Genomic DNA, 21,258 nt, shown 5'->3' with positions numbered 1-21,258 from the left:
AAGTTTATAAATAATATAAAATTATTCGAAGCTTATCTATCTCCATCTTTTTTCTTTTTAAAAATCAGGTCAATTCCCTTTTCGATGGAGGATTCAATTCCTTTTGCTATGGGCGCTAATGGAATGCCATCATATTCATTTTCCTGATGTGCATTATTTTGCTCCGGATAAATAATAATTTTATTATTCTCATCGAAATATTTTTCCAATTTATAGGGAATGTTTTCGAGAAAGCTATTATAAGACATTGTCCCCTTTCGGGAAGACACAAAAAACAACAAATCGGTTTTTACAATATTTCTTGATAAAATTAGGAAATCTTCCCAATTTGAAAATTCTTTGAAAGAAGGAACAAAATTAATTTTATTGTGGGTACAAAATTGTTGAATGGCTGAATAGGTTTTGTTGCTTCCAAATATTAAAACAGGGATTGAGAGTTCCTGCGACAGATAAATTAATTTCTTTAACCAGGCATTAAAGCCTGTTTCCAGTTCGGCAAGAGCCGGTATAATTACAACAATACGCTTATTATAAACAAATGGTTTCGATAAATGGGTAATGAAAATATTTTTATTAACTTTTGTTAATATATTTTCAAATTTATCGCTAATCAGGTTTTCCAAAATTCCATTTTTATGAGGCCAGCCTAATAAAATATAATCAGCCAATATTTCGCGGGTAATTCTTGAAATACCGCTGGAAACATTATGATCAATGGTAGTAACGGTATTCACCTTATTTTCAGTAGCAGATGCCTGTTGTTTATATTCTTCTAATTTATTTTTCGATAATATAATATTTTTTTCTGCAGTTTCATCATTAGGAACAACTGTTAAAATAGTAACGGGATTAGCTGATTTTTTGTCTTTAATTAAAATAGCCAAATCCAATATTTTATCAACTGTTTCAACATTTGCAGTAGGTATTAAAATTTGTTCACTGTTCATTACACTCGATTCTAAGATATCAATTTCATTTTTTTCCTTATTCAGCAATATTTTTTTGGAAGCTTTTTCAGTTGCAAAAGAAGAAAAAACACAAGTCACTAAAATCAGAATAATGGTACCATTTAAAATATTTTCATCAATAATATTAGCTCTAAAACCTACCAAAATAATAGCCAAAGTGGCAGCAGCATGTGAGCTGCTTAAACCAAAAATAAGTTGGCGCTGCGCTTTTGAGTACTTTAAAAATAGTTGTGTAAGCCAGGCTGCAAGCCACTTGCCAGATAATGCCACTGCAATTAAAGTACCTGCAACAATTAAAGCAGCTGGTCCATGCGTAATTACACTGACATCAACAATCATTCCCACGGAAATCAGGAAAAAAGGAATAAACAGCGAATTACCCATAAATTCAATCCGGTTCATTAAGGCTGATGAATGAGGAATGAGTTTATTGAGTGCTAAGCCTGCAACAAATGCACCAATAATGGGCTCTACACCGGCTACTTCAGCCAGAAAGGCAGCAAAAAAAACTACAGCCAAAACAAATATATAATGTGAATGGCGTTCACTTTCTAATTCTCTGAAAAACCATTTGGCAATTCGTGGAACCAATAAAAACATGATGGCTGAAAAAATAGAGAGCGATACCAGCAACCGTATCCAAAAATCGGAGTTTAATGTTCCTGCATGATTACCCATAATAATGGCTAAAATAATCAGCACTGCAGTATCTGTTAATACCGTTGCCCCCACGGTAATAGCTACCGCCTGATTTTTAGCAATTCCTAATTTGCTGACAATAGGGTATGCTACCAAAGTATGTGTAGAAAACATGCTCGCAGTTAAAAAGCTGGCATTTACATCGTATCCCAATAAGTAATGACATACCGGAAAACCAATACCCAATGGGATGATAAATGTTAAAAAACCAAACAGGAAACTTTTATTTTTATTGGCCTTAAACTCATTAATATCTAATTCCAATCCTGCTATAAACATAATGTATAGTAAGCCGATGGTTGAAAATAAATCAATAGCCGAATTTTTTTCAAGTAGATTAAAACCATGTGGCCCAATAATAACTCCTGAAATAATTAAACCTATAATTCCGGGTATGTTTAATTTTTTTAAAATAATAGGCGATAATAATATTATAAATAATATTAATGAAAATATCAACACAGGATTTTTTAACGGTAGTTGAAATTCATGAATAAAATGTTTGAAAAAATAGTTCATAAAATAAAAATTAAACCATAAGTTTATATTAAATTAAGATATGGCAATGTAACTGAAAAAACTAAAAAAAATATTTTTCAGTTACAATTTAACTCTTAAACAATTAAATTAGTTAATTATATCCAATTTCCCTCTATCATCACCTTGTCAATTAAATGCATTCCAAAATGGTAAGGTAAATAAGCAACTGACGGTATGGGTTTAGTGAAGATAAGGTTTGCTTTTTTACCAATAGTAATACTCCCTACCTCTTTTTCTATTCCCATAGCAAATGCACCATTTATTGTTGCAGCATTAATAGCTTCTTCAGGTAAAAATTCATTTTGTATGCAGGCTAATGACACTACAAAATTCATATTACCACTGGGCGATGAACCGGGATTATAATCGGATGCCAATGCCAACGCACAATTTTTCTGTAACATTTTACGTACTGGCGCATATTGCATTCGGAGAAAAAAAGCTGCAGTAGGTAGTATGGTACCAATGGTATTTGAGGTTGCCAATGCATGTATTGATTTTTCATTCATGGCTTCTAAATGATCAACGGAAATGGCTTTGTGCTTCACTCCTACTTCAACCCCTCCGCTTACAGCAAGTTGATTGGCGTGTAATTTAGCAGGTAAGCCAAATTTGTAGGCAGCTTCTAAAATTATTTCGGTATCAGCAACACTAAAAAAGTTTTGTTCGCAAAAAACATCCATATAATCGGCCAATTGCTCATCGGCAATTTTGGGTAGCATTTCCTGAATAATGAGTTGAATATAACCCTGTTTATTTTCCCGATACGCAGCCGGAATAGCATGTGCCCCTAAAAAAGTGGCTTTCACCGGTATGTTTACTGCTGCTTTTAACCGCTGTATTACCCGTAACATTTTTAATTCATCGGCAACTGTTAATCCATACCCACTTTTTATTTCAATAGCACCTGTTCCTAAATGTATCAATTCCTGCAAACGCAAGATGGCACTTTCATACAAAACCGATTCAGGTGTGGTATGTAAAGCAGCTGCAGAATTTAAGATACCACCCCCTTTGGCTGCTATATCTGCGTAACTCAAACCATTTAATTTGTCAACAAATTCCTGATCCCTACTTATTGCAAATACCAAATGGGTGTGACTATCGCACCAAGTAGGTAAAACAGTTGCACCACCTGCATCATAAACTGCATCATACGTTTTTTCAGGTAATGCATCCATACTACCATAAGCTTCAATTCTGCCTTTATGAATTACCAAAAAAGCATTTTCAATCATCGGTAAATCAGCCATTGCTTTTCCTCTGAGTAATTGGTTTTGTTCCCGAACATTGAGTAACTGATGTATGTTGGTAATTAGTAAATGCATGTCGGTAAATATTTATGCACCTGGCAGGTTAAACAATTCTAATTTAAATAATGTTACATTTATATTGCACTGTAACCGGCTAAAAATATGATTTGTTATGTACATATTGTAAGATACCCAAAATATTTGGAATTTTTTGGAATGCTCTCCATGGCAATTTTTAGACTACCATTGGTTTTTAACAGAAATATTCAATTCTATAAACTATTGGGTTGTGGTAAAAATGGCAGTTTTGATATACACCCCGATTGGCGTCAATGGGCCGTGTTAACCGTTGCAGAAACTGCAAAGGAAAGTGTACAACATACCGGTAAATTTTTGCAATGGTGGTGGCAATTGTTTCATTGTGAAATACTTCGTTTAAAACTACTACCTATTGAAGGGCATGGCACTTGGGATGGAAAATTATGTTTCGGCAACCTGCCACCAAAAACCGAATATAAGGGGCCTATTGCCATACTAACCCGAGCCACCATTCATTCCAAAAAAGTAAAAAGATTTTGGCAACATGTAGATGCCGTTTCTGCAGAAATGAAACAGGCAGATGGTTTCATTACATCGGTAGGAATTGGCGAAATGCCCTGGTTTAGAGGGGCAACTTTGAGTGTATGGCAAACAAAAGCTCAAATGCGTGCTTTTGCCTATACACAACCCTTTCATAAAGCAGTAATTGTAAAAACAAGAAAGGAAAACTGGTATGCGGAAGATATGTTTGTGCGCTTTATTCCGCTACAGGTATCAGGAACCTTACAGGGCATTGATCCTTTCAAAGGAAAATTGTACCTTGCGCCCAATGAATAGGTTTTTTACCATCATATTGCCTTATCTCAATCATTTTGCCTGGTTGTATCGCGGCCTGAATGCTATGCCTGATCATTAGCTTCTCTGCTATATACTTCCTTTTTTTCAATTAATTTTTTCAATGGAATACCAATATTGTATGTCTCATTGATCATTTCTATTACATAAAAATATTAATTTATGCAAAATACACAAGCATTGTTTGTGAACTCAGAAATTGGCACATTAAAACGATTATTGGTTCATAGTCCGGATAGCGGTTTGGGGAAAGTGGTTCCTTCAAAAGCGCAGGACTGGTTATTTGAAGATATTGTGCACTTAAATACCATTCGGAAAGAAGAATATGATTATTACACCAAAATATTGCTGCTTTTTTTAGATCCCGAAAAAATAAAGGGTAAACTTCCTGAGATTGATGCAGAAAAAGCCAACCGAAGTTTTTATAAACCAGATAATCCTGCCTTCTTCAAATCGGATAAAGTAATTGAATTAGAATGGTTACTGGCTGAAATTTTACTGAACGATGCAATTAAACACAGCTTAGTTGCTTCGGTTTGTGCCATAGAGGGATGCACTTTTAAAACACAGAATGCATTAATGGATTATGATGCAGTTTCATTAGCCAAAACATTTATCAGCGGTTCAGCAAAAAACAAAGAAATGCTGTTTGCACCCATACCCAATTTTATTTTTACACGAGATATTGGTATTACTATTAAAGATCATGTTTTATTGAACAAACCTGCTAAAAAAGCAAGAACCAGAGAAGCTTTGCTGGCGAAATATATTTTCTTTAACCACCCATTTTTTAAGGCATACCAGCAGAATATAATTGAATTAACCGATACCTATCAAAATCTTTTATTACCGAAAGAGGAAGATGAGAGAAAAATTACTTTAGAGGGAGGCGATATTATGGTGATCAGTAATGATCATTTACTGGTAGGCGTTAGTGAAAGAACATCGCCGGAAGCGGCAGCTAAAATTGCACATATTGTATTTAAGAAAAACCTGATGGAAAGAGTAACCATCATTAAAATACCAAAAAAACGCGATTACATGCATATTGATACCGTTTTTACACAGGTAAAAAAAAATGTATGGGTAATGTTGGGTAATTTTTCGAAAAAGGCAGTTTTACATGAAGATGAAGATGCCATTGAACGCACACTGGAACTGAAAAAAGACGAAAAAATAAAGATTAAACAATTCCATAAAAACGATCCGGAGAATAGTGTGCATTTTGATAGTCTGGAAGAGTTATTAATCGATATCAGTAAAAACGATTTTCATTGCAGGGAAGAAGATATTAAAATTATTTTTTCGGGTAATAATGAATTTCCTTACAGCGCCAGAGAGCAATGGACAGACTCCTGTAATTTATTGGCTATTAAAGAAGGGGTAGTTTTGGGCTACGACCGAAACGACAAAACCGCCGAAGCATTTAAAGCAGCAGGTTTTCAGGTAATACATGCCAAAGAATTAATTCCACAAATTGTTGCAGGAAAAATTAATACACAACAAATTACGGATACCCTTATTTTAATGCCATCTGCAGAATTATCGAGGGCCAGAGGCGGTTTTCATTGTATGAGTATGCCCTTATTAAGAGAAACAGTTAATGAATAAGTTATGCAAAACACTTCCCATTTATTAATGATACGTCCGGTTAAGTTTTCATTTAATGAACAAACTGCCGTGAATAATGCTTTTCAGCAAAATGATACCAATAATAATGTAGCAGAAATGGCAGCCCGTGAATTTGATGCTTTTGCACAAAAATTACAGGATAATGGTGTAGATGTTACCATTGTGGAAGATACCCCCGAACCGTATACACCAGATTCAATTTTCCCGAACAACTGGATATCTTTTCATGAAGATGGAAACATTATTTTATATCCCATGTTTGCAGTAAACAGGCGTGCCGAGCGGAAACCACATGTATTGAAAGCCATTGAAAAAAAATTCAGGATTCAAAATAAAATTGATTTAACTGCATTAGAAGCCAACCATCAATTTTTGGAAGGCACAGGCAGTATGGTTTTAGATCGTGATCATAAAATTGCTTATGCCTGTTTATCGCCCAGAACCCACATGAGTGCATTAAACAATTTTGCTGAAAAAACCGGTTTTACAACAGTTGCTTTTCACGCAAACGATCGAAATGGTTTGCCCATTTACCATACCAATGTAATGATGTGTGTGGCAGATCAATTTGTTGTGATTTGCATGGAAAGTATTACGGATGAAAATGAAAAAAAATTAGTGCGTGATGCCATTCAAAAAACGAATAAAAGCATTATCCCCATTAGCTTCCATCAAATGCAACATTTTGCCGGCAATATGTTGCAGGTGCAAAACAATAGGGGCGAAAAACTGCTGATTATGTCAACACAGGCCTATGAAAGTTTAACTGCTGACCAAATAAAAACTTTAGAAAATTATAACCGTATTATTCATTCCGGCTTAAATACCATTGAAACAAATGGCGGTGGCAGCGCCAGATGTATGCTGGCAGAAGTGTTTTTACCTGTTCAATAGGCACAATAAATAACAACTATTTTACCTGAGCAGGTTGCACCAGCATTTACAGCAGGTGTTTAACCTGCTTTTCGCGGTATTGTAAACCCGATAATAATGTGAGTTGTGCGGCACTTAATTGTTGCTGCAATTGTTTGTCAATTGATTTCTGTGCCTGTAATGCAACAAAGTAATCTTGTATAATAATAAGGTCGTGCCAATTACCGATTGCTTCTTGCAAATTATTAAAATAAGGGAAATGCGCTTCTTCAAAATCATCCCCTTCAATAGCCACCCATCGAATAGCATTCATCCAACGTTTAATTTTTTTTCTGAAGTCGTGCCACTCTTCTATCGTTAAATTTTTTTTCAACTGTTCCTGCAATTCAATTTTCAATTTTTGCATGTATTGCTCCGGTAAAAGGGCATTGGTTTCTTCAACCAGGGGGCCACAAATATCAATCACCTTTTGCAGGGCTTGTTTGTGTTTGGGTATATGTTGTAAAAAAATATGTTGCGAATACAATAAAGAACCTTGTAACCCCAACATAGTTTCTAATTCATTCATTTTATGCTGCTGCAGCCATTGTTGCAACAATTGTGTTTCACGTAATACCCCGGCTTCATCAAAAACAGAAGCCACTAATTTCGCTGCTTTTTTGATGCGATGTCTGGGATAAACCGTTTTTAAAAAATGTAAAATGGTTTTGAATTTCTTCAATTCAATCCGCATATCATGCAGTGCAGTGCTGCTGGCAGTTAATTCTACCTCATAAAGATTGTTGAAAACATTCTTTACCCTGAGTGCATAATATTTTTGAAATGGCGATGCCATAAAAATTGAGTACCTCTTTTATGTAATAAAATAGTTATTACATTGGCACATAAATTTACAACAACGGTTTCATTCCTGCATATTTTAAGGCTTGAACTTATCAAACAGCATCATTTTACTGGTATGAAACCTGTTTTTCAAAACTCAACCGGATGGCTGTTTCAAAATCAGTAGTAGTATAACCCAATATTTTTTCTGCTTTTTGAATGTTTAATCCACCTTGTTTTACTCGCTTTACCGGTTCAGGAAAATCGTTGGCTGTAACTGCTTTTAGATGATGTGTTGGTAATTGCAGTATGTTGGCCATTGAAATAGCCATTTGGTAGGGCGTTATGTACGTACTGCCCGCCAAATGAAAGGTTCCCGTTTCACCCTTAGTGATAATTTGATGCAGGCCTTTACAAAAATCCGAAATAAGCGTAGGGGTTCGGTACTGGTCGTTTACAATTGAAAACACTTCCTGCTGTTGAATTTTATCATACACCTGATGCAAAAAATCTTTTCTCACACCTTTTATTTCCGGGCCAAAAACAAAACTCGGCCGCACTACTGTAACCGGTTGGGATGTTTGCAATAAATATAATTCCGCCATTAATTTTGAAGCACCATAAAAATTAAGTGGTTGCTTTAAATCTTCTTCCGCATTAGGCCCATTGCCCCCGAACACAAAATCGGTTGATATAAATATGAAATGTACAGCCTGATTCAGGTTTGCTGCCTCCATTAAAAGGTGATGTGTTCCCAACAAATTTACCTGCAGACAGGCCTCCTGATTCAATTGGCATTCATCCGGCTTACTCATGGCTGCAGCATGCAATATCACATTGGGCTGATATTGCTCCATTACTTTCCGGATATTTTTTCTATTGGTAATATCCATCGTGGCATAATCATTCGGTATATCAATACTACAAACAGGCTTGGTTCCTGTAGCCACAAAATTTAATTTGTGTTGTAAACAATATTGAATGAAATGTGCACCAATAAAACCGTTAGCACCTGTAATTAAAATTTTCATCACCAATACTACAAAATTAATACATGGATGAAACTGTTTTCTGCTATTGCATCATTTTGAAAGAAATATTTTTAACGACAGTATATCCTCAACATATTCATATTCTACACATAGAAACACTTCTTAACCCATAACTGAATATGTATATCAATTAATTTGACAAAAATCAAATGATACAGCAAATAGGCCATACAAATCAATTTGCCATTATGTTTTGGTAAAGAAAAATTTAATACCCCGGGGCTAAATGGTGGTATACCGGTAATTGCTTACTTTTGCAACTTTAAAATAAAAAGCCTTGTGCTTTAAAAATTATTAACAAAACCATTGATAGCCGATAATTTTTCAATTAAAAATGACAGACAAGAAAAAAGTTACGAAAATAGGTGTACTAACATCGGGTGGTGATGCCCCCGGTATGAATGCAGCCATTAGAGCTGTTGTTAGAACGGGCTTATATTATGGCCTGGAAGTATTTGGTATTATGCGGGGATATAATGGTATGTTGGAAGATGATATTATACCCATGAACAGCAGAAGTGTTGCCAATATCATTCAACGTGGCGGCACCATTTTAAAAACAGCCAGAAGCAAAGATTTTTTTGAAACCGAAGGCAGAAAGAGGGCTTATACCAATTTAAAAAAATATGGCATTGATGGACTGGTGATTATTGGAGGAGATGGAAGTTTTAGAGGCGCACAACGTTTTGCCAACGAATTCGATATTCCCTGCATAGGTATACCCGGCACCATTGATAAAGATATGGCAGGTACTGATTATACCATTGGTTTCGATACTGCCGTAAATACTGCTGTGGATGCCATTGATAAAATAAGGGATACAATGGATGCACACGACCGTTTATTTATTGTAGAAGTAATGGGCCGTGATGCGGGTTACATTGCTTTACACAGCGGAATTGCAACCGGTGCAGAAAATATTTTAATTCCCGAAACTAAAACAGACATTGAAGAACTCATACATTCATTAACAGAAAAAGAAAAACGGAAAAAATTAGTAAATTTAATTGTTGTGGCTGAAGGCGAAGAATTTGGCGGTGCAGAAGAAATTGCCAAAGTAATTAAAGAAAGAGTGCCCAATGCCGATACCAGGGTATGTATTCTGGGGCATATTCAACGTGGGGGCGCTCCAAGCTGCCACGACAGACTGGTAGCCAGCCACATGGGTTATTATGCTGTAGAAAGTTTGTTAATTGGCAGGCATAATGTAATGGTGGGTGTTATCAATAATAAAATTCATTATACCCCATTAGATATGGCCGTAAAAGAAAAACAGGCTATTGGACAGGAATGGATGAAAATTGTAAAAATTCTTGCATCTTAATTATTTAGCAAAGCAAACCAACCAACTATATGTCTAAAAACATTGACAAGTACCTGTACTCAGAAATGAACAAAGAAGCAGGTATTGAACACGCTTATCACAGAACCAAAATTGTTGCAACAGTTGGCCCCGCCTGTAATACTTATGATAAATTGTTGGGCCTCGTTAAATCAGGTGTTAACATTTTTCGGCTTAACTTTTCTCATGGCACACATGAAGATAAACTCGAAATTATTCAATATATCAGAAAAATTAATGCAACACAACCCTATAATATTGCTATTTTAGGCGATTTGCAAGGCCCTAAATTACGCGTAGGCGAAATTGAAAATGGTTCGCTGCAAATTAATCCGGGCGATATACTCACCTTTACTTCAAAAGAAAAAGTAGTAGGTACAAAAGAAAAAATTTATGTATCGTATCCCAATCTGCACAATGATGTGGAGATTGGCAATAAAATTTTAATTGATGATGGCAAGTTGGAAGTGGTAGTAGATTCCATCACTGCTTCCGGCGATGTAAAAGTAAAAGTAACTTATGGCGGAATATTATTACCCAAAAAAGGCGTCAATCTTCCCGATACGAAAATATCCCTTCCTTCCATGACGGAAAAAGATATTACCGATTTTGAATTTATTGTTGACAATGAATTAGACTGGATAGCCCTTTCATTTGTAAGAAAGGCAGAAGATATTATTGACCTGAAAAGAAGAGTGCAGGAAAAGAAAAGCAAAATTAAAGTGATGGCAAAAATTGAAATGCCCTCCGCTTTGGTTGATTTAAGAAATATTATTATTGAATCGGATGGTATTATGGTGGCCAGGGGCGATTTAGGTGTTGAATTACCGGTTGAAAAAGTACCGATGGCACAACGCGATATTATTCGCAAATGCATACACAGAGCCAAGCCCGTTATTGTTGCAACACAAATGATGGAAAGTATGATGGACAGGGTAAAACCCAACCGCAGTGAAATTACAGATGTTGCCAACGCTGTTTTAGAAGGTGCCGATGCGGTAATGTTAAGCGGTGAAACCGCAACAGGTAATCACCCGCAATTAGTAGTGGAAACCATGCGTAAAATTATTACAGAAGTAGAAAATACCGAATACAGATATAACCGCGAAGAAGATTTAAAACCACAGCCCCACTCTCCTTCCTTTTTAAGTGATGCTGTTTGTTACAATGCCTGCAAAATGGCCGAAGATGTAAATGCACAGGCATTGATTGGTATGACGCAAAGTGGTTACACTGCCTTCATGTTGAGCAGTTACAGACCCAGAGCACCATTGTATATTTTTACAAAAGAAAAAACTTTGGTGAACCAATTAAGTTTAAGCTGGGGTGTCAGGGCTTTTCACTATGATGAAGAAGAAAGTTTAGATGATATTATCTTCGATCAAATTAATATTTTAAAACAACGTGGTTTCATAAAACCAAATGATGTGGTAGTAAATACAGGAAGTACACCTGTTGATAAACATTTGCCTACCAACGTATTAAAAGTTACAAAAATTGATTAATAGCAAATCATTCGTTTTTCATAAAAAAAGATTCTTCATTTGAAGAATCTTTTTTATTTTCATTACTCCCAACAAAATAAACTGCCATGCGAAAATTTTTATGGTTGCTCTTACTGAGCCCAATGATTTCCTTTTCACAAAATTCCGATTCGGCCTGGATTGTGCAACACTACATAAAAAAAGAAGTATATATTCCAATGCGGGATGGTGTTCGATTGTTTACATCGATTTATATACCCAAAGATTCCACAGAAAAACATCCCATTTTAATGACACGTACCCCATACTCCTGTGCGCCTTATGGTGAAAATGAATATAGAAAATTCTGGCGAAACCATTATAAAACCTATTTAAAAGAAAATTTTATCATGGTGATTCAGGATGTTAGAGGACGTTGGATGAGCGAAGGAGAATTTGTAAACATACGCCCCTATCAACCCAATAAAAAAAACAAAACCGATATTGATGAAACATCTGATACCTATGATACCATTGACTGGTTAATACACAATATTGACAATAACAATGGCAACGTAGGCATATTTGGCATTTCATATCCGGGTTTTTATACAGCCATGGCTGCATTAAGCAATCACCCGGCATTAAAAGCAGTGAGTCCGCAAGCGCCGGTTACCGATTGGTTTATGGGGGATGATTTTCACCATAATGGTGCATTCTTTGCCATGGATGCATTTGCCTTTTATTCATCGTTCGGAAAACCCCGACCCAAACCCACTACCGTTAGTCCCACTGCTTTTAATTACACAATTAAAGATAATTATCGTTTCTATCTTACAACCGGGGCATTACCCAATTTAACCCGGTTGTTAGGTGATAGTATTGCATTTTGGAATGACCTGATGAATCATCCCAACTACACTACTTGGTGGCAGGAACGAAATGATAGAAATTTTATGCAACATATTTTACCCGGAACAGCATCATTAGTAGTGGGTGGATTATTTGATGCAGAAGATTGTTTTGGGGCCTGGAATTTGTACAAAGCCATTGAAAGCAAAGCTAAAAACAATAACAAATTGGTAATGGGCCCCTGGTATCATGGCCAATGGGCAAGCGGCGATGGTTCACACTTAGGCAATGTTTATTTCAATAGCAATACAGCAGATTGGTATGCCCAACACATTGAAATTCCATATTTTAATTACTACTTAAAAGGAACAAGAAGTATAGATAGTATTGCAGAAGCCAATATATTTTTTAGTGGCGCCAATGAATGGCATCAGTTCTCTTCATGGCCTCCTGCTAACATACAACCACAATCCATTTATTTAGAAAAATCAGGAAAACTTACTTTCTCATCAAAAAAAGATAAAGCTATTAGTTTTGATGAATATATCAGCGATCCCGCAAAGCCGGTACCGTATACAGATGGTGTACATGAATACAGAACCAGAGAATATATGGATGATGATCAGCGCTTTGCTGCCACACGACCCGATGTATTGGTATATGAAACACCTCCACTAGAAGAAGATATTACCCTTGCCGGCCCGCTTACAGCACATTTAAAAGTAAGTATTTCTACCACTGATGCCGATTTTGTTGTAAAACTAATTGATGTTTTTCCGGAAGATTTTAGTTACCCAAACCAAAATACGTATCCGATGGGCGGATATGAAATGCTGGTGCGGGGCGAAATTATGCGTGGCCGATTCAGAAACAGTTTCGAAAAGCCGGAAGCATTTGTACCCAATATACCCACAGTAATTCAGTATACAATGCCCGATGTAGCGCATACATTTAAAAAAGGTCATAAAATTATGATACAGGTGCAAAGCAGTTGGTTTCCTTTGGCAGATAGAAACCCACAACAATTTATTGACATATACCACGCAAAAAACAGCGACTTTAAAAAAGCAACCATTCGAGTCTTTCATCACGATTCGTATGTACAGCTTCCTATTTTACCCAATTTTAAATAACAATTGAAGACGATAATATGCTATTCATCCATACTATCCAATTGAATACATCATTACAATTTTTATAAACAACCCATCATGAAAAAAACATTATATCTGTTTCTGCTTTTCGCCACAAAAATGCTTGTAGCCCAAAATGCAAACATTCGCATTATACCGGAACCTGTAAAACTCACCGTTCAAAAAGGCATTTTTACCATTACCCCAAAAACGGCTTTGGCAGTTTCTGATAAAGGCGATTTACATGCTGCAAATTTTTTCAATCAATACCTGAAAAAATATTATCATTTTCAATTACAGATAAAAGAACATCCCACACCCGGCAGTATTACCATCCATACAAAAAAATTCATCAAAGCACCCAATAATCCTGAGTTTTATTCATTCCAATCAAAGCCATCGGGTATTGATATTTCAGGCAATAGCTACGCAGGCAGTTTTTATGGCATACAAACCTTAATACAATTATTGCCGGTAAATATCACCACACAACAACTAAAAATTCCGATAGTAAGTATTGAAGATGAACCGCGCTTTGCATACAGAGGCATGCATTTAGATGTAGGCCGACATTTTTTTTCAGTTGATTTTATCAAAGAATACATTGATTTGGTTGCCCTACATAAAATGAATACATTTCATTGGCATTTAACAGAAGACCAAGGCTGGAGAATTGAAATTAAACAATACCCCAGATTAACTTCTGTAGGTGCTTATCGCAACGGCACCATCATTGGCCGTTCACCGGGCACAGGAAATGATGGTATAAAATATGGAGGTTATTATACACAACAAGAAATTAAAGAAGTAGTACAATATGCTGCCGATCGTTTTATCACAGTAATTCCTGAAATTGAAATGCCGGGGCATGCTTCTGCCGCTATTGCTGCTTATCCTGCATTAAGCTGCTTTCCCGACAAAAACACGCCTACACCTAAAAACAAAAATTTATGGAATGGCGATACTACCGGCAAACAAGTACAACAAAGTTGGGGTGTGTTTGATGATGTATTTTGTCCGAGTGATTACACCTTTCATTTTCTGGAAAATGTTTTAGATGAAGTGATGGAATTATTTCCTTCAAAATATATTCATATTGGCGGTGATGAATGTCCCAAAAACTATTGGAAAGCATCGCCATTTTGCCAGCAACTGATGCAGGAAAAAGGAATAAAAGATGAACATGAATTACAGAGCTATTTTATTCAGCGCATTGAAAAATACATTAACAGCAAAGGCAGGCAAATTATTGGATGGGATGAAATTTTAGAAGGTGGTCTGGCACCCAATGCAACGGTAATGAGTTGGCGTGGCGAGAAAGGAGGCATTGAAGCTGCCCAACAAAAACACTATGTAATAATGACTCCCGGCGCCTGGTGTTATTTTGATCACAGCCAAAACAAACCCGAAGACTCACTGACCATTGGAGGCTACACTACTGTTCAAAAAGTTTACAGCTATGAGCCCGTTCCAAAAGAATTAAATGCAGAAGAAGCAAAATATGTATTAGGCGCACAAGGAAATGTATGGACAGAATACATGAAATACCCTACCAAAGTTGAATACATGATATTACCACGAATGAGTGCATTGAGTGAAGTGTTATGGAGCCCTGCCAATAAAAAGAACTGGCAAAATTTTCAGAACAAAGTAATAACTGATACCAAACGCTACCGGCTATGGCAAGTTCATTTCAACGAAAAATGGAATCAAAATGCAAATTCAGTTAATTAAAAAACGCAAACGTTTGCCATTATTATCCAATTTTAAACAAAGAGTTGTACTTTTAACCTGCAAAAAAACGCAAATTATTTTGTCATGTCCACACTAACCAAACCACACAAATTAAACATTGATTTAATAGACAGTTTTGAAAAAATTCCTGTAAAAATTTTTGATAGTTCGAATGATGGTTCTTTGTTTGTTGCACGGGAAATTGCCGCTTTGATTAAAGCAAAACAAGCCAAAAATGATACCTGTGTGCTGGGATTGGCCACCGGATCAACGCCATTACGGTTATACACACACTTGGTGAATATGCATCGGAATGAAGGGCTTAGTTTTAAAAATGTAATTACATTCAATTTAGATGAATATTATCCAATTGAGCGAGATGCCCTGCAAAGCTATTGGAGCTATATGCATCGACACTTATTTAACCACATTGATATTTTACCGGAAAATATCCATTTACCCAATGGCGAACTATCGAAAGAAGCAGCAAAAAAAGCCTGTGAAACATATGAACAATTGATCGATAGTTGCGGAGGCATTGATTTACAAATTTTAGGAATAGGTACCAATGGACATATTGGTTTTAATGAACCCGGCTCCAGTATTTTTTCAAAAACCAGATTAGTTTCTTTAGATAATTCAACCCGCATCAATAATGCATACGAATTTCAAAATATATCAGAAGTACCTCGTATGGCCATTACCATGGGCATCGGCACAATTTTAAAAGCAAAAAAAATATTATTAATGGCATGGGGCTTAAAAGCGCCCATTATTGCTAAAAGCGTGGAAGGTGCCGTAACAGAACAAATCCCTGCCAGTATTTTACAACAGCACAACGATTGCACCTTTGTGATTGACCAAAGTGCAGCAGCCGAACTTACCAGGATAAAATCACCATGGTTAACGGGTGAGATTGAATGGACTCCGAAAATGATTAAACGGGCAGTTGTAAACATGGCTTTAAAATTGAACAAACCTGTTTTAAGTTTAACAACACATGATTATAATGAAAATGGCCTGAGTGATTTGCTGGTAGAAAAAGGAGAAACCTATGATATTAACTTACAGGTGTATTATATGCTACGCGATAGCATTACAGGATGGCCTGGTGGAAAACCCAATGCCGCTATTCCGGGGCATCCAGAAAGAAGTAAGCCTTATCCTAAAACATGTTTAATTTTTTCTCCTCATCCCGATGATGATATTATTAGCATGGGTGGCACTTTTATGCGCCTGCACGATCAGGGACACGATGTGCATGTGGGTTACCAAACCAGCGGAAATATTGCCGTAACCGATGAATTTGTAACACGGTTTTTAGATTTTGCCGTAGGCTTTGAAGAACAATTTGGCATTGACAACAAAAAGAGCGAACAAATACTCTCAGAAGCCAAAAGATTTTTAGCCTCCAAGAAAAAAAATGAAATTGATACACCTGAAATTAGGGCCATTAAAGGATTGATAAGAAGATGCGAAGCCCGTGCTACCTGCCGATATGTAGGTATTGGCGATACAAATGCTCATTTTATGAACCTGCCATTTTATGAAACAGGTACCATAGAAAAAAATCCCTATACAGAAAAAGATATTGCAATTACGATTGAACTATTGCAAAAATTAAAACCACATCAGGTGTATTGTGCCGGCGATTTAGCCGATCCACACGGCACTCATAAAGTTTGTTTAGATATTGTATTAGAAAGTTTGAAACGAATTAAGGCTTCAGGCGAAAAATGGATGGAAGACTGCTGGTTATGGTTGTACAAAGGTGCCTGGCAGGAATGGGATATTTCTGAAATAGAAATGGCCATACCCATGAGCCCCGATCAGGTAATGAAAAAACGATTTGGTATTTTTATTCATCAATCACAAAAAGACATGGTGCCTTTTCAGGGAAGTGATAGCAGAGAATTTTGGCAAAGGGCTGAAGACAGAAATGCTACCACTGCGCAACTGTATGCCAGCCTTGGGCTTACACAATATGCAGCAATGGAAGCATTCGTAAGATGGCACTATTAAAAAAATATGTGCTATCTTGCACCGGTGATGCATGAGAAAAAAATACTGCACCAGCAATGGAAAAGTGCATGGCAACAACACTATTTCAGATCGAAATTAATTAGCGGTGTGCTTTTACTGATTATTTTACTGGCTATCCTGCCTTTTTATTTTCAAAGTATTGAAAACAGAAATGGGTTTCAGTTAAATGATTGGCTGGTGAATCATTTTGCCCCCATGAATGTATCCACTCCCATTTTTATTATCATCTGGATCATGGCAGGATTGGTTATTCTGAATGCCCTCATAGATCCGGATATTTTCATTTTGTTTTTATGGTCATTTATTTTTTTAACCATTTCCAGATTATTGACCATTTACTTTGTGCCGCTGAATCCGCCCAATGATTTAATTCCGTTGGTAGACCCTATCAGCAATACATTTTATGGTGGAGGCTTTGTTACAAAAGATTTATTTTATTCAGGGCATACATCTACACAATTTCTAATGTTTCTTTGTTTTAAAAATAAAAATTTAAAACTGGCGGCATTACTTTCAACAATTGCAATTGGTATGTTGGTGTTAATACAACATATACATTATACAATAGATATAATTTCTGCACCACTGTTTGCATATGCTGTTTTCAGAATAGCCAAAGCATGGGTAGCTCCTGCTTTAGCCTATCCTCATGCCGCTTAATTTAAAAGGCTTCGCCTAACTGTAAATAAAATCCCTGATTATTACCCTGCCCTATGCCATAATCTAAACGAAGATTTAGTTTTTCTTTTTTGGTTAATCGTATTCGCAAGCCTGCACCATAAGCATACTTCAATCCGTTTAATGTAAAATCATCTATTGCATGGCCCACTTCACCGCTGCTACCAAATAAAGCAATACCTACTCTTTTATAAATGGGTACTCTGTATTCAGCCTGCAAAACAAAAGCCTGTTTGTCTCTGTACCTGCCGCTATAATAACCACGCATGCTATTGGCACCACCTAACGAAGCCAAACTTCTTAATGGCACTTCAGCGCCAATATTAGAAAAACTATATGCCTGTAATGCCAATACCTGTTTTCGGTAAATTCTTAAAAATTTGCGAAGGTCAACTACTAAGTTGGTATAATTAAAAGAGGAACCAATTAAAGGATCAAAATGATTAAAATAGATCTGTGCAAAATTGCCTTTATCCGGCGCAAATGCATCATTTCTGTCATCATACGTTAAACTTAATCCCAGGCCTGAAACAAAATACCCTGATCGGCCTGCAATATTTTCCTGATCAAATAAACCACCAAATATATAACTAATTTTATACACATGTTGCATTTCATACAATACCCCACCAAAAAAATGGTGCCCTAAATTCCGCAATAAATGCAAGTACAAATAATACTGTTGAAAACTATAATGCTCCACTACAGAATCTGGCGTTGTATTACCAATACCCCAAAATTTATCAGGAAAAGAACTATACGAAATTTGTTCATTCAAAATATATTTTTCATTCTTAAAATATTCAGCACCATTGATTGCTGTAATAAATTGTTTTTTTAGTGAATACAACACAACTGACTGTATATTAGATGTTCGGGAAGTGGTATCAGATTTAGATAATCGGAAAGTTGCTGAACCGGCCAGTCCAAATGACCAATTAGTTTCAATTGATTTTGCAATGACCGGGAAATACAATATTTTTTTTGAAGGAAGGGTATCTTTTTTAAGCGTTTGCGCAAATGAATAGCCATTCATCAGCACAAAAAATAAAAAAAAGGGTAAGTAAGCTATCTTCAACATATGGGTTAGTACTCAAAAATATAGGTAAAAACGATGTAAAACACGAAAGGAATGCTAAATTGAAAGATTTAATTTACTTTTAGTTCACGTAATGTTTACAATTTTATAATAATTAATTAACATTGCAGTTACTTTGATAAACATAACCCTCGAATGAACAAATGGAATAGTAATTTTAAATTAGGTGATACGATAACTGTGGAACAAAAAGAATTTTTCGATAAAAACGGAGTCATTGTTTTTAGAAATTTTCTAACCCCCAAAAAAGTATCCCTCTATTTAAATGAATTACACCGGCTTGAGCATGTTTGGCTTGCTGAAGGACGCGATAAAATAAATGGCGTTCCATTAAAATTTGGCAAGGATGAACAACATAACAAAACCATACAAAGGCTTTGCTTTACTTCATTGTACAGCGATGCGCTTCATAATTTACTAGGGGATGAGCGCTTAAAAGCTTTGATAGCTTTGCTAGGCCCTTATGAAGGTCGCATAGCAGAAAATGAAAAAGATGGTTTGGTGATCAATAATTATATCAATATACCCAACAGTACTTTTACCCAAATGGGTTGGCATACCGACAGTCCCCGAGATTTATTTTTAGGACAAAAAATTATGCCCATGCTGAATGTAGGCATACATTTAGATACTTGTTTATTTGAAAATGGCGGTCTGCGTGTTTTACCCGGAACACATAAGCAAAACATTTTACAATTACTGTTTGGTAAAAAGTATTTTGTTGATTACAGCGATGACCCCAGAGAAGTTGGGTTTGATATTTTTGCCGGCGATTTAACTGTGCATGATGGTCGTACCTGGCATCGGGTAAAGCAATCTCCTTTAGTGGGTGAAGCCAGCAGAAGAAGAGTAATGTATGTACCCATTATTACCGGTAAATTTAAACCCAAACACGAAAAAAGTAAAACGCCTTTTTACCACCGTTTTACAAGTGCCGTACACCATTAAAAGAAAAGCTATTTAATTAACCTGACTTTGTTATATTGCAGTAAATCTTTATTGCATTTTGATATGAAACCTTATATACTTATTACAGGTTCCAGTAAAGGCATTGGTAAAGCCATGGCCGAATTATTAGCTAAACAAAAAAACAACCTGTTACTGATTGCAAGAAGCGAACAAATTTTAGCAAGTTTTTCAAAAGAATTGGCCGATAAATGTGGCATTGATGTGCAATATCTGGTAATAGATTTAGCGAAAGAAAATGCAGCTGAAAAAGTATATAATTGGATACAACACAACAACTATCCCATACAGGCCCTGATTAATAATGCCGGTTATGGATTAAGCGGTTCTTTTGAAAAGTATCCGCTGATGCAACATGAAGATATGATGCGCTTAAACATGCTGGCACCCGTGCAGCTTACTTATTTGTTACTTCCACTTTTAAAACAACAAGCCAGAAGTTATATTCTGAATGTTGCCAGTGCTGCAGCCTATCAGGCTGTACCGGGTTTAACTTTATATGCTGCCACCAAATCTTTTTTACTCAGTTTTAGCAGGGGTTTACAATATGAATTAAAAAATACCAATGTAACAGTAACCGTTGTTTGCCCCGGTGCAACAGATACTGATTTTCCGAACAGGGCCCAAGTTGGTTTAAAAGCACAAAAAGCGGCAGCGCGTTTAAACATGCCTGCTAAAGATGTGGCTACTATGGCAATTGATGCCATGTATGCCGGAAAAACAGAAAAAATTACAGGCTGGATGAACCAATTAGGTGTATTTTTTGCCTGGTTACTCCCTAAAAAATGGGTTGAAAAAGCTGCTGCAGGAATTTATAAGGAATAAAATTTTTTATTACCTTTTTGCTTTTAAAGATTAACCCTTTATATTTGCAGCCCTAATTAGGGATAAGGCCCCGTAGCTCAACTGAATAGAGCATTTGACTACGGATCAGAAGGTTGGAAAGTTGTTTTTTGATAATTTGATTTAACACGGCTCTGTAGCTCAACTGAATAGAGCACTTGACTACGGATCAAGAGGTTTTAGGTTTGAATCCTAACAGAGTCACTGATTTTCAATTTATTGCGAAGAGATTGATTTGATAAAACAAGTCAATCTCTTTTCTTTTTTGATGGATTTAAACATCATTTTGAGATTGAAATTTTCTTGTCTTGCTTGTCTCAGTTTTTTGTCATTTTTGAAATTTGCAAACAATTTGCAAACAAAACGACATTA

16 protein-coding genes and 1 tRNA gene are annotated in these 21,258 nt (G+C 36.1%); 12 read left to right on the top strand and 5 right to left on the bottom strand.

Features of this window, described 5'->3' with window-relative positions:
• Positions 1–32: 32 nt before the first annotated feature.
• Together A0F92_RS04440 and hutI are read right to left on the bottom strand one after the other, a co-directional pair.
• Positions 33–2,186, bottom strand: a complete 2,154-nt coding sequence (locus A0F92_RS04440; RefSeq protein ID WP_068242106.1) for a cation:proton antiporter — start codon at positions 2,184–2,186, stop codon at positions 33–35.
• Positions 2,187–2,302: 116 nt separating this feature from the next.
• Positions 2,303–3,535: an imidazolonepropionase gene (gene hutI, locus A0F92_RS04435; protein WP_068242105.1), complete on the bottom strand. Its 1,233-nt coding sequence runs from the start codon at positions 3,533–3,535 to the stop codon at positions 2,303–2,305.
• Between the two features lie 150 nt (positions 3,536–3,685).
• Between hutI and A0F92_RS04430 the strand changes: the two genes are divergently transcribed.
• The 3 genes from A0F92_RS04430 (at position 3,686) to ctlX (ending at position 6,880) form a co-directional block, all read left to right on the top strand.
• Entirely contained in the window at positions 3,686–4,336 is a 651-nt protein-coding gene (locus tag A0F92_RS04430) for a DUF3291 domain-containing protein (protein WP_253810154.1), read from the top strand.
• Between the two features lie 180 nt (positions 4,337–4,516).
• Entirely contained in the window at positions 4,517–5,965 is a 1,449-nt protein-coding gene (locus A0F92_RS04425; RefSeq protein ID WP_068242101.1) for an arginine deiminase family protein, read from the top strand.
• A gap of 3 nt (positions 5,966–5,968) precedes the next feature.
• Positions 5,969–6,880 (top strand): citrulline utilization hydrolase CtlX, encoded by a 912-nt coding sequence (gene ctlX / locus A0F92_RS04420; RefSeq protein ID WP_068242099.1) that lies wholly within the window; start codon positions 5,969–5,971, stop codon positions 6,878–6,880.
• A gap of 46 nt (positions 6,881–6,926) precedes the next feature.
• On the opposite strand, the gene A0F92_RS04415 is transcribed toward ctlX, so the two are convergent.
• Together A0F92_RS04415 and A0F92_RS04410 are read right to left on the bottom strand one after the other, a co-directional pair.
• Complete coding sequence (locus A0F92_RS04415; protein WP_068242098.1) at positions 6,927–7,694, bottom strand: CHAD domain-containing protein; 768 nt, start codon at positions 7,692–7,694, stop codon at positions 6,927–6,929.
• Positions 7,695–7,809: 115 nt separating this feature from the next.
• Complete coding sequence (locus tag A0F92_RS04410; RefSeq protein ID WP_068242097.1) at positions 7,810–8,712, bottom strand: SDR family oxidoreductase; 903 nt, start codon at positions 8,710–8,712, stop codon at positions 7,810–7,812.
• 355 nt (positions 8,713–9,067) lie between these two features.
• Between A0F92_RS04410 and pfkA the strand changes: the two genes are divergently transcribed.
• From pfkA to A0F92_RS04380, 6 genes are all read left to right on the top strand, one after another.
• Complete coding sequence (gene pfkA / locus A0F92_RS04405; protein WP_068242096.1) at positions 9,068–10,057, top strand: 6-phosphofructokinase; 990 nt, start codon at positions 9,068–9,070, stop codon at positions 10,055–10,057.
• A gap of 29 nt (positions 10,058–10,086) precedes the next feature.
• The gene (pyk, locus tag A0F92_RS04400; protein WP_167516807.1) at positions 10,087–11,580 is read left to right on the top strand and encodes a pyruvate kinase; all 1,494 of its coding nucleotides are present in this window, start codon (positions 10,087–10,089) and stop codon (positions 11,578–11,580) included.
• A gap of 86 nt (positions 11,581–11,666) precedes the next feature.
• A complete protein-coding gene (locus A0F92_RS04395) occupies positions 11,667–13,523 on the top strand; it encodes a CocE/NonD family hydrolase (protein ID WP_068242094.1) in 1,857 nt (618 codons plus the stop codon).
• 78 nt (positions 13,524–13,601) lie between these two features.
• A complete protein-coding gene (locus tag A0F92_RS04390; protein WP_068242088.1) occupies positions 13,602–15,257 on the top strand; it encodes a beta-N-acetylhexosaminidase in 1,656 nt (551 codons plus the stop codon).
• Positions 15,258–15,341: 84 nt separating this feature from the next.
• The gene (gene nagB / locus A0F92_RS04385; protein WP_068242087.1) at positions 15,342–17,279 is read left to right on the top strand and encodes a glucosamine-6-phosphate deaminase; all 1,938 of its coding nucleotides are present in this window, start codon (positions 15,342–15,344) and stop codon (positions 17,277–17,279) included.
• 6 nt (positions 17,280–17,285) lie between these two features.
• Positions 17,286–17,960, top strand: coding sequence for a phosphatase PAP2-related protein (locus A0F92_RS04380; RefSeq protein WP_167516806.1), 675 nt, complete (start codon positions 17,286–17,288; stop codon positions 17,958–17,960).
• 1 nt (position 17,961) lies between these two features.
• Here the strand turns inward: A0F92_RS04380 and A0F92_RS04375 are convergent, their stop codons facing one another.
• Complete coding sequence (locus A0F92_RS04375) at positions 17,962–19,059, bottom strand: BamA/TamA family outer membrane protein (RefSeq protein WP_253810152.1); 1,098 nt, start codon at positions 19,057–19,059, stop codon at positions 17,962–17,964.
• Between the two features lie 153 nt (positions 19,060–19,212).
• Here A0F92_RS04375 and A0F92_RS04370 point away from each other — a divergent pair, with 153 nt between their 5' ends.
• The 3 genes from A0F92_RS04370 to A0F92_RS04360 all read left to right on the top strand — a co-directional run bounded on the left by A0F92_RS04370 (position 19,213) and on the right by A0F92_RS04360 (position 21,090).
• Entirely contained in the window at positions 19,213–20,025 is an 813-nt protein-coding gene (locus A0F92_RS04370) for a phytanoyl-CoA dioxygenase family protein (RefSeq protein ID WP_068242085.1), read from the top strand.
• 63 nt (positions 20,026–20,088) lie between these two features.
• Positions 20,089–20,868 (top strand): SDR family NAD(P)-dependent oxidoreductase, encoded by a 780-nt coding sequence (locus tag A0F92_RS04365; RefSeq protein WP_068242079.1) that lies wholly within the window; start codon positions 20,089–20,091, stop codon positions 20,866–20,868.
• Between the two features lie 148 nt (positions 20,869–21,016).
• Positions 21,017–21,090 (top strand) — tRNA-Arg (locus A0F92_RS04360).
• The last annotated feature ends 168 nt before the right edge of the window (positions 21,091–21,258 follow it).

Origin of the sequence: Hydrotalea flava, from assembly GCF_001623405.1 — a bacterium.
GTDB lineage: Bacteria > Bacteroidota > Bacteroidia > Chitinophagales > Chitinophagaceae > Hydrotalea > Hydrotalea flava.
This window is presented reverse-complemented; position numbering and strand designations above follow the sequence as displayed.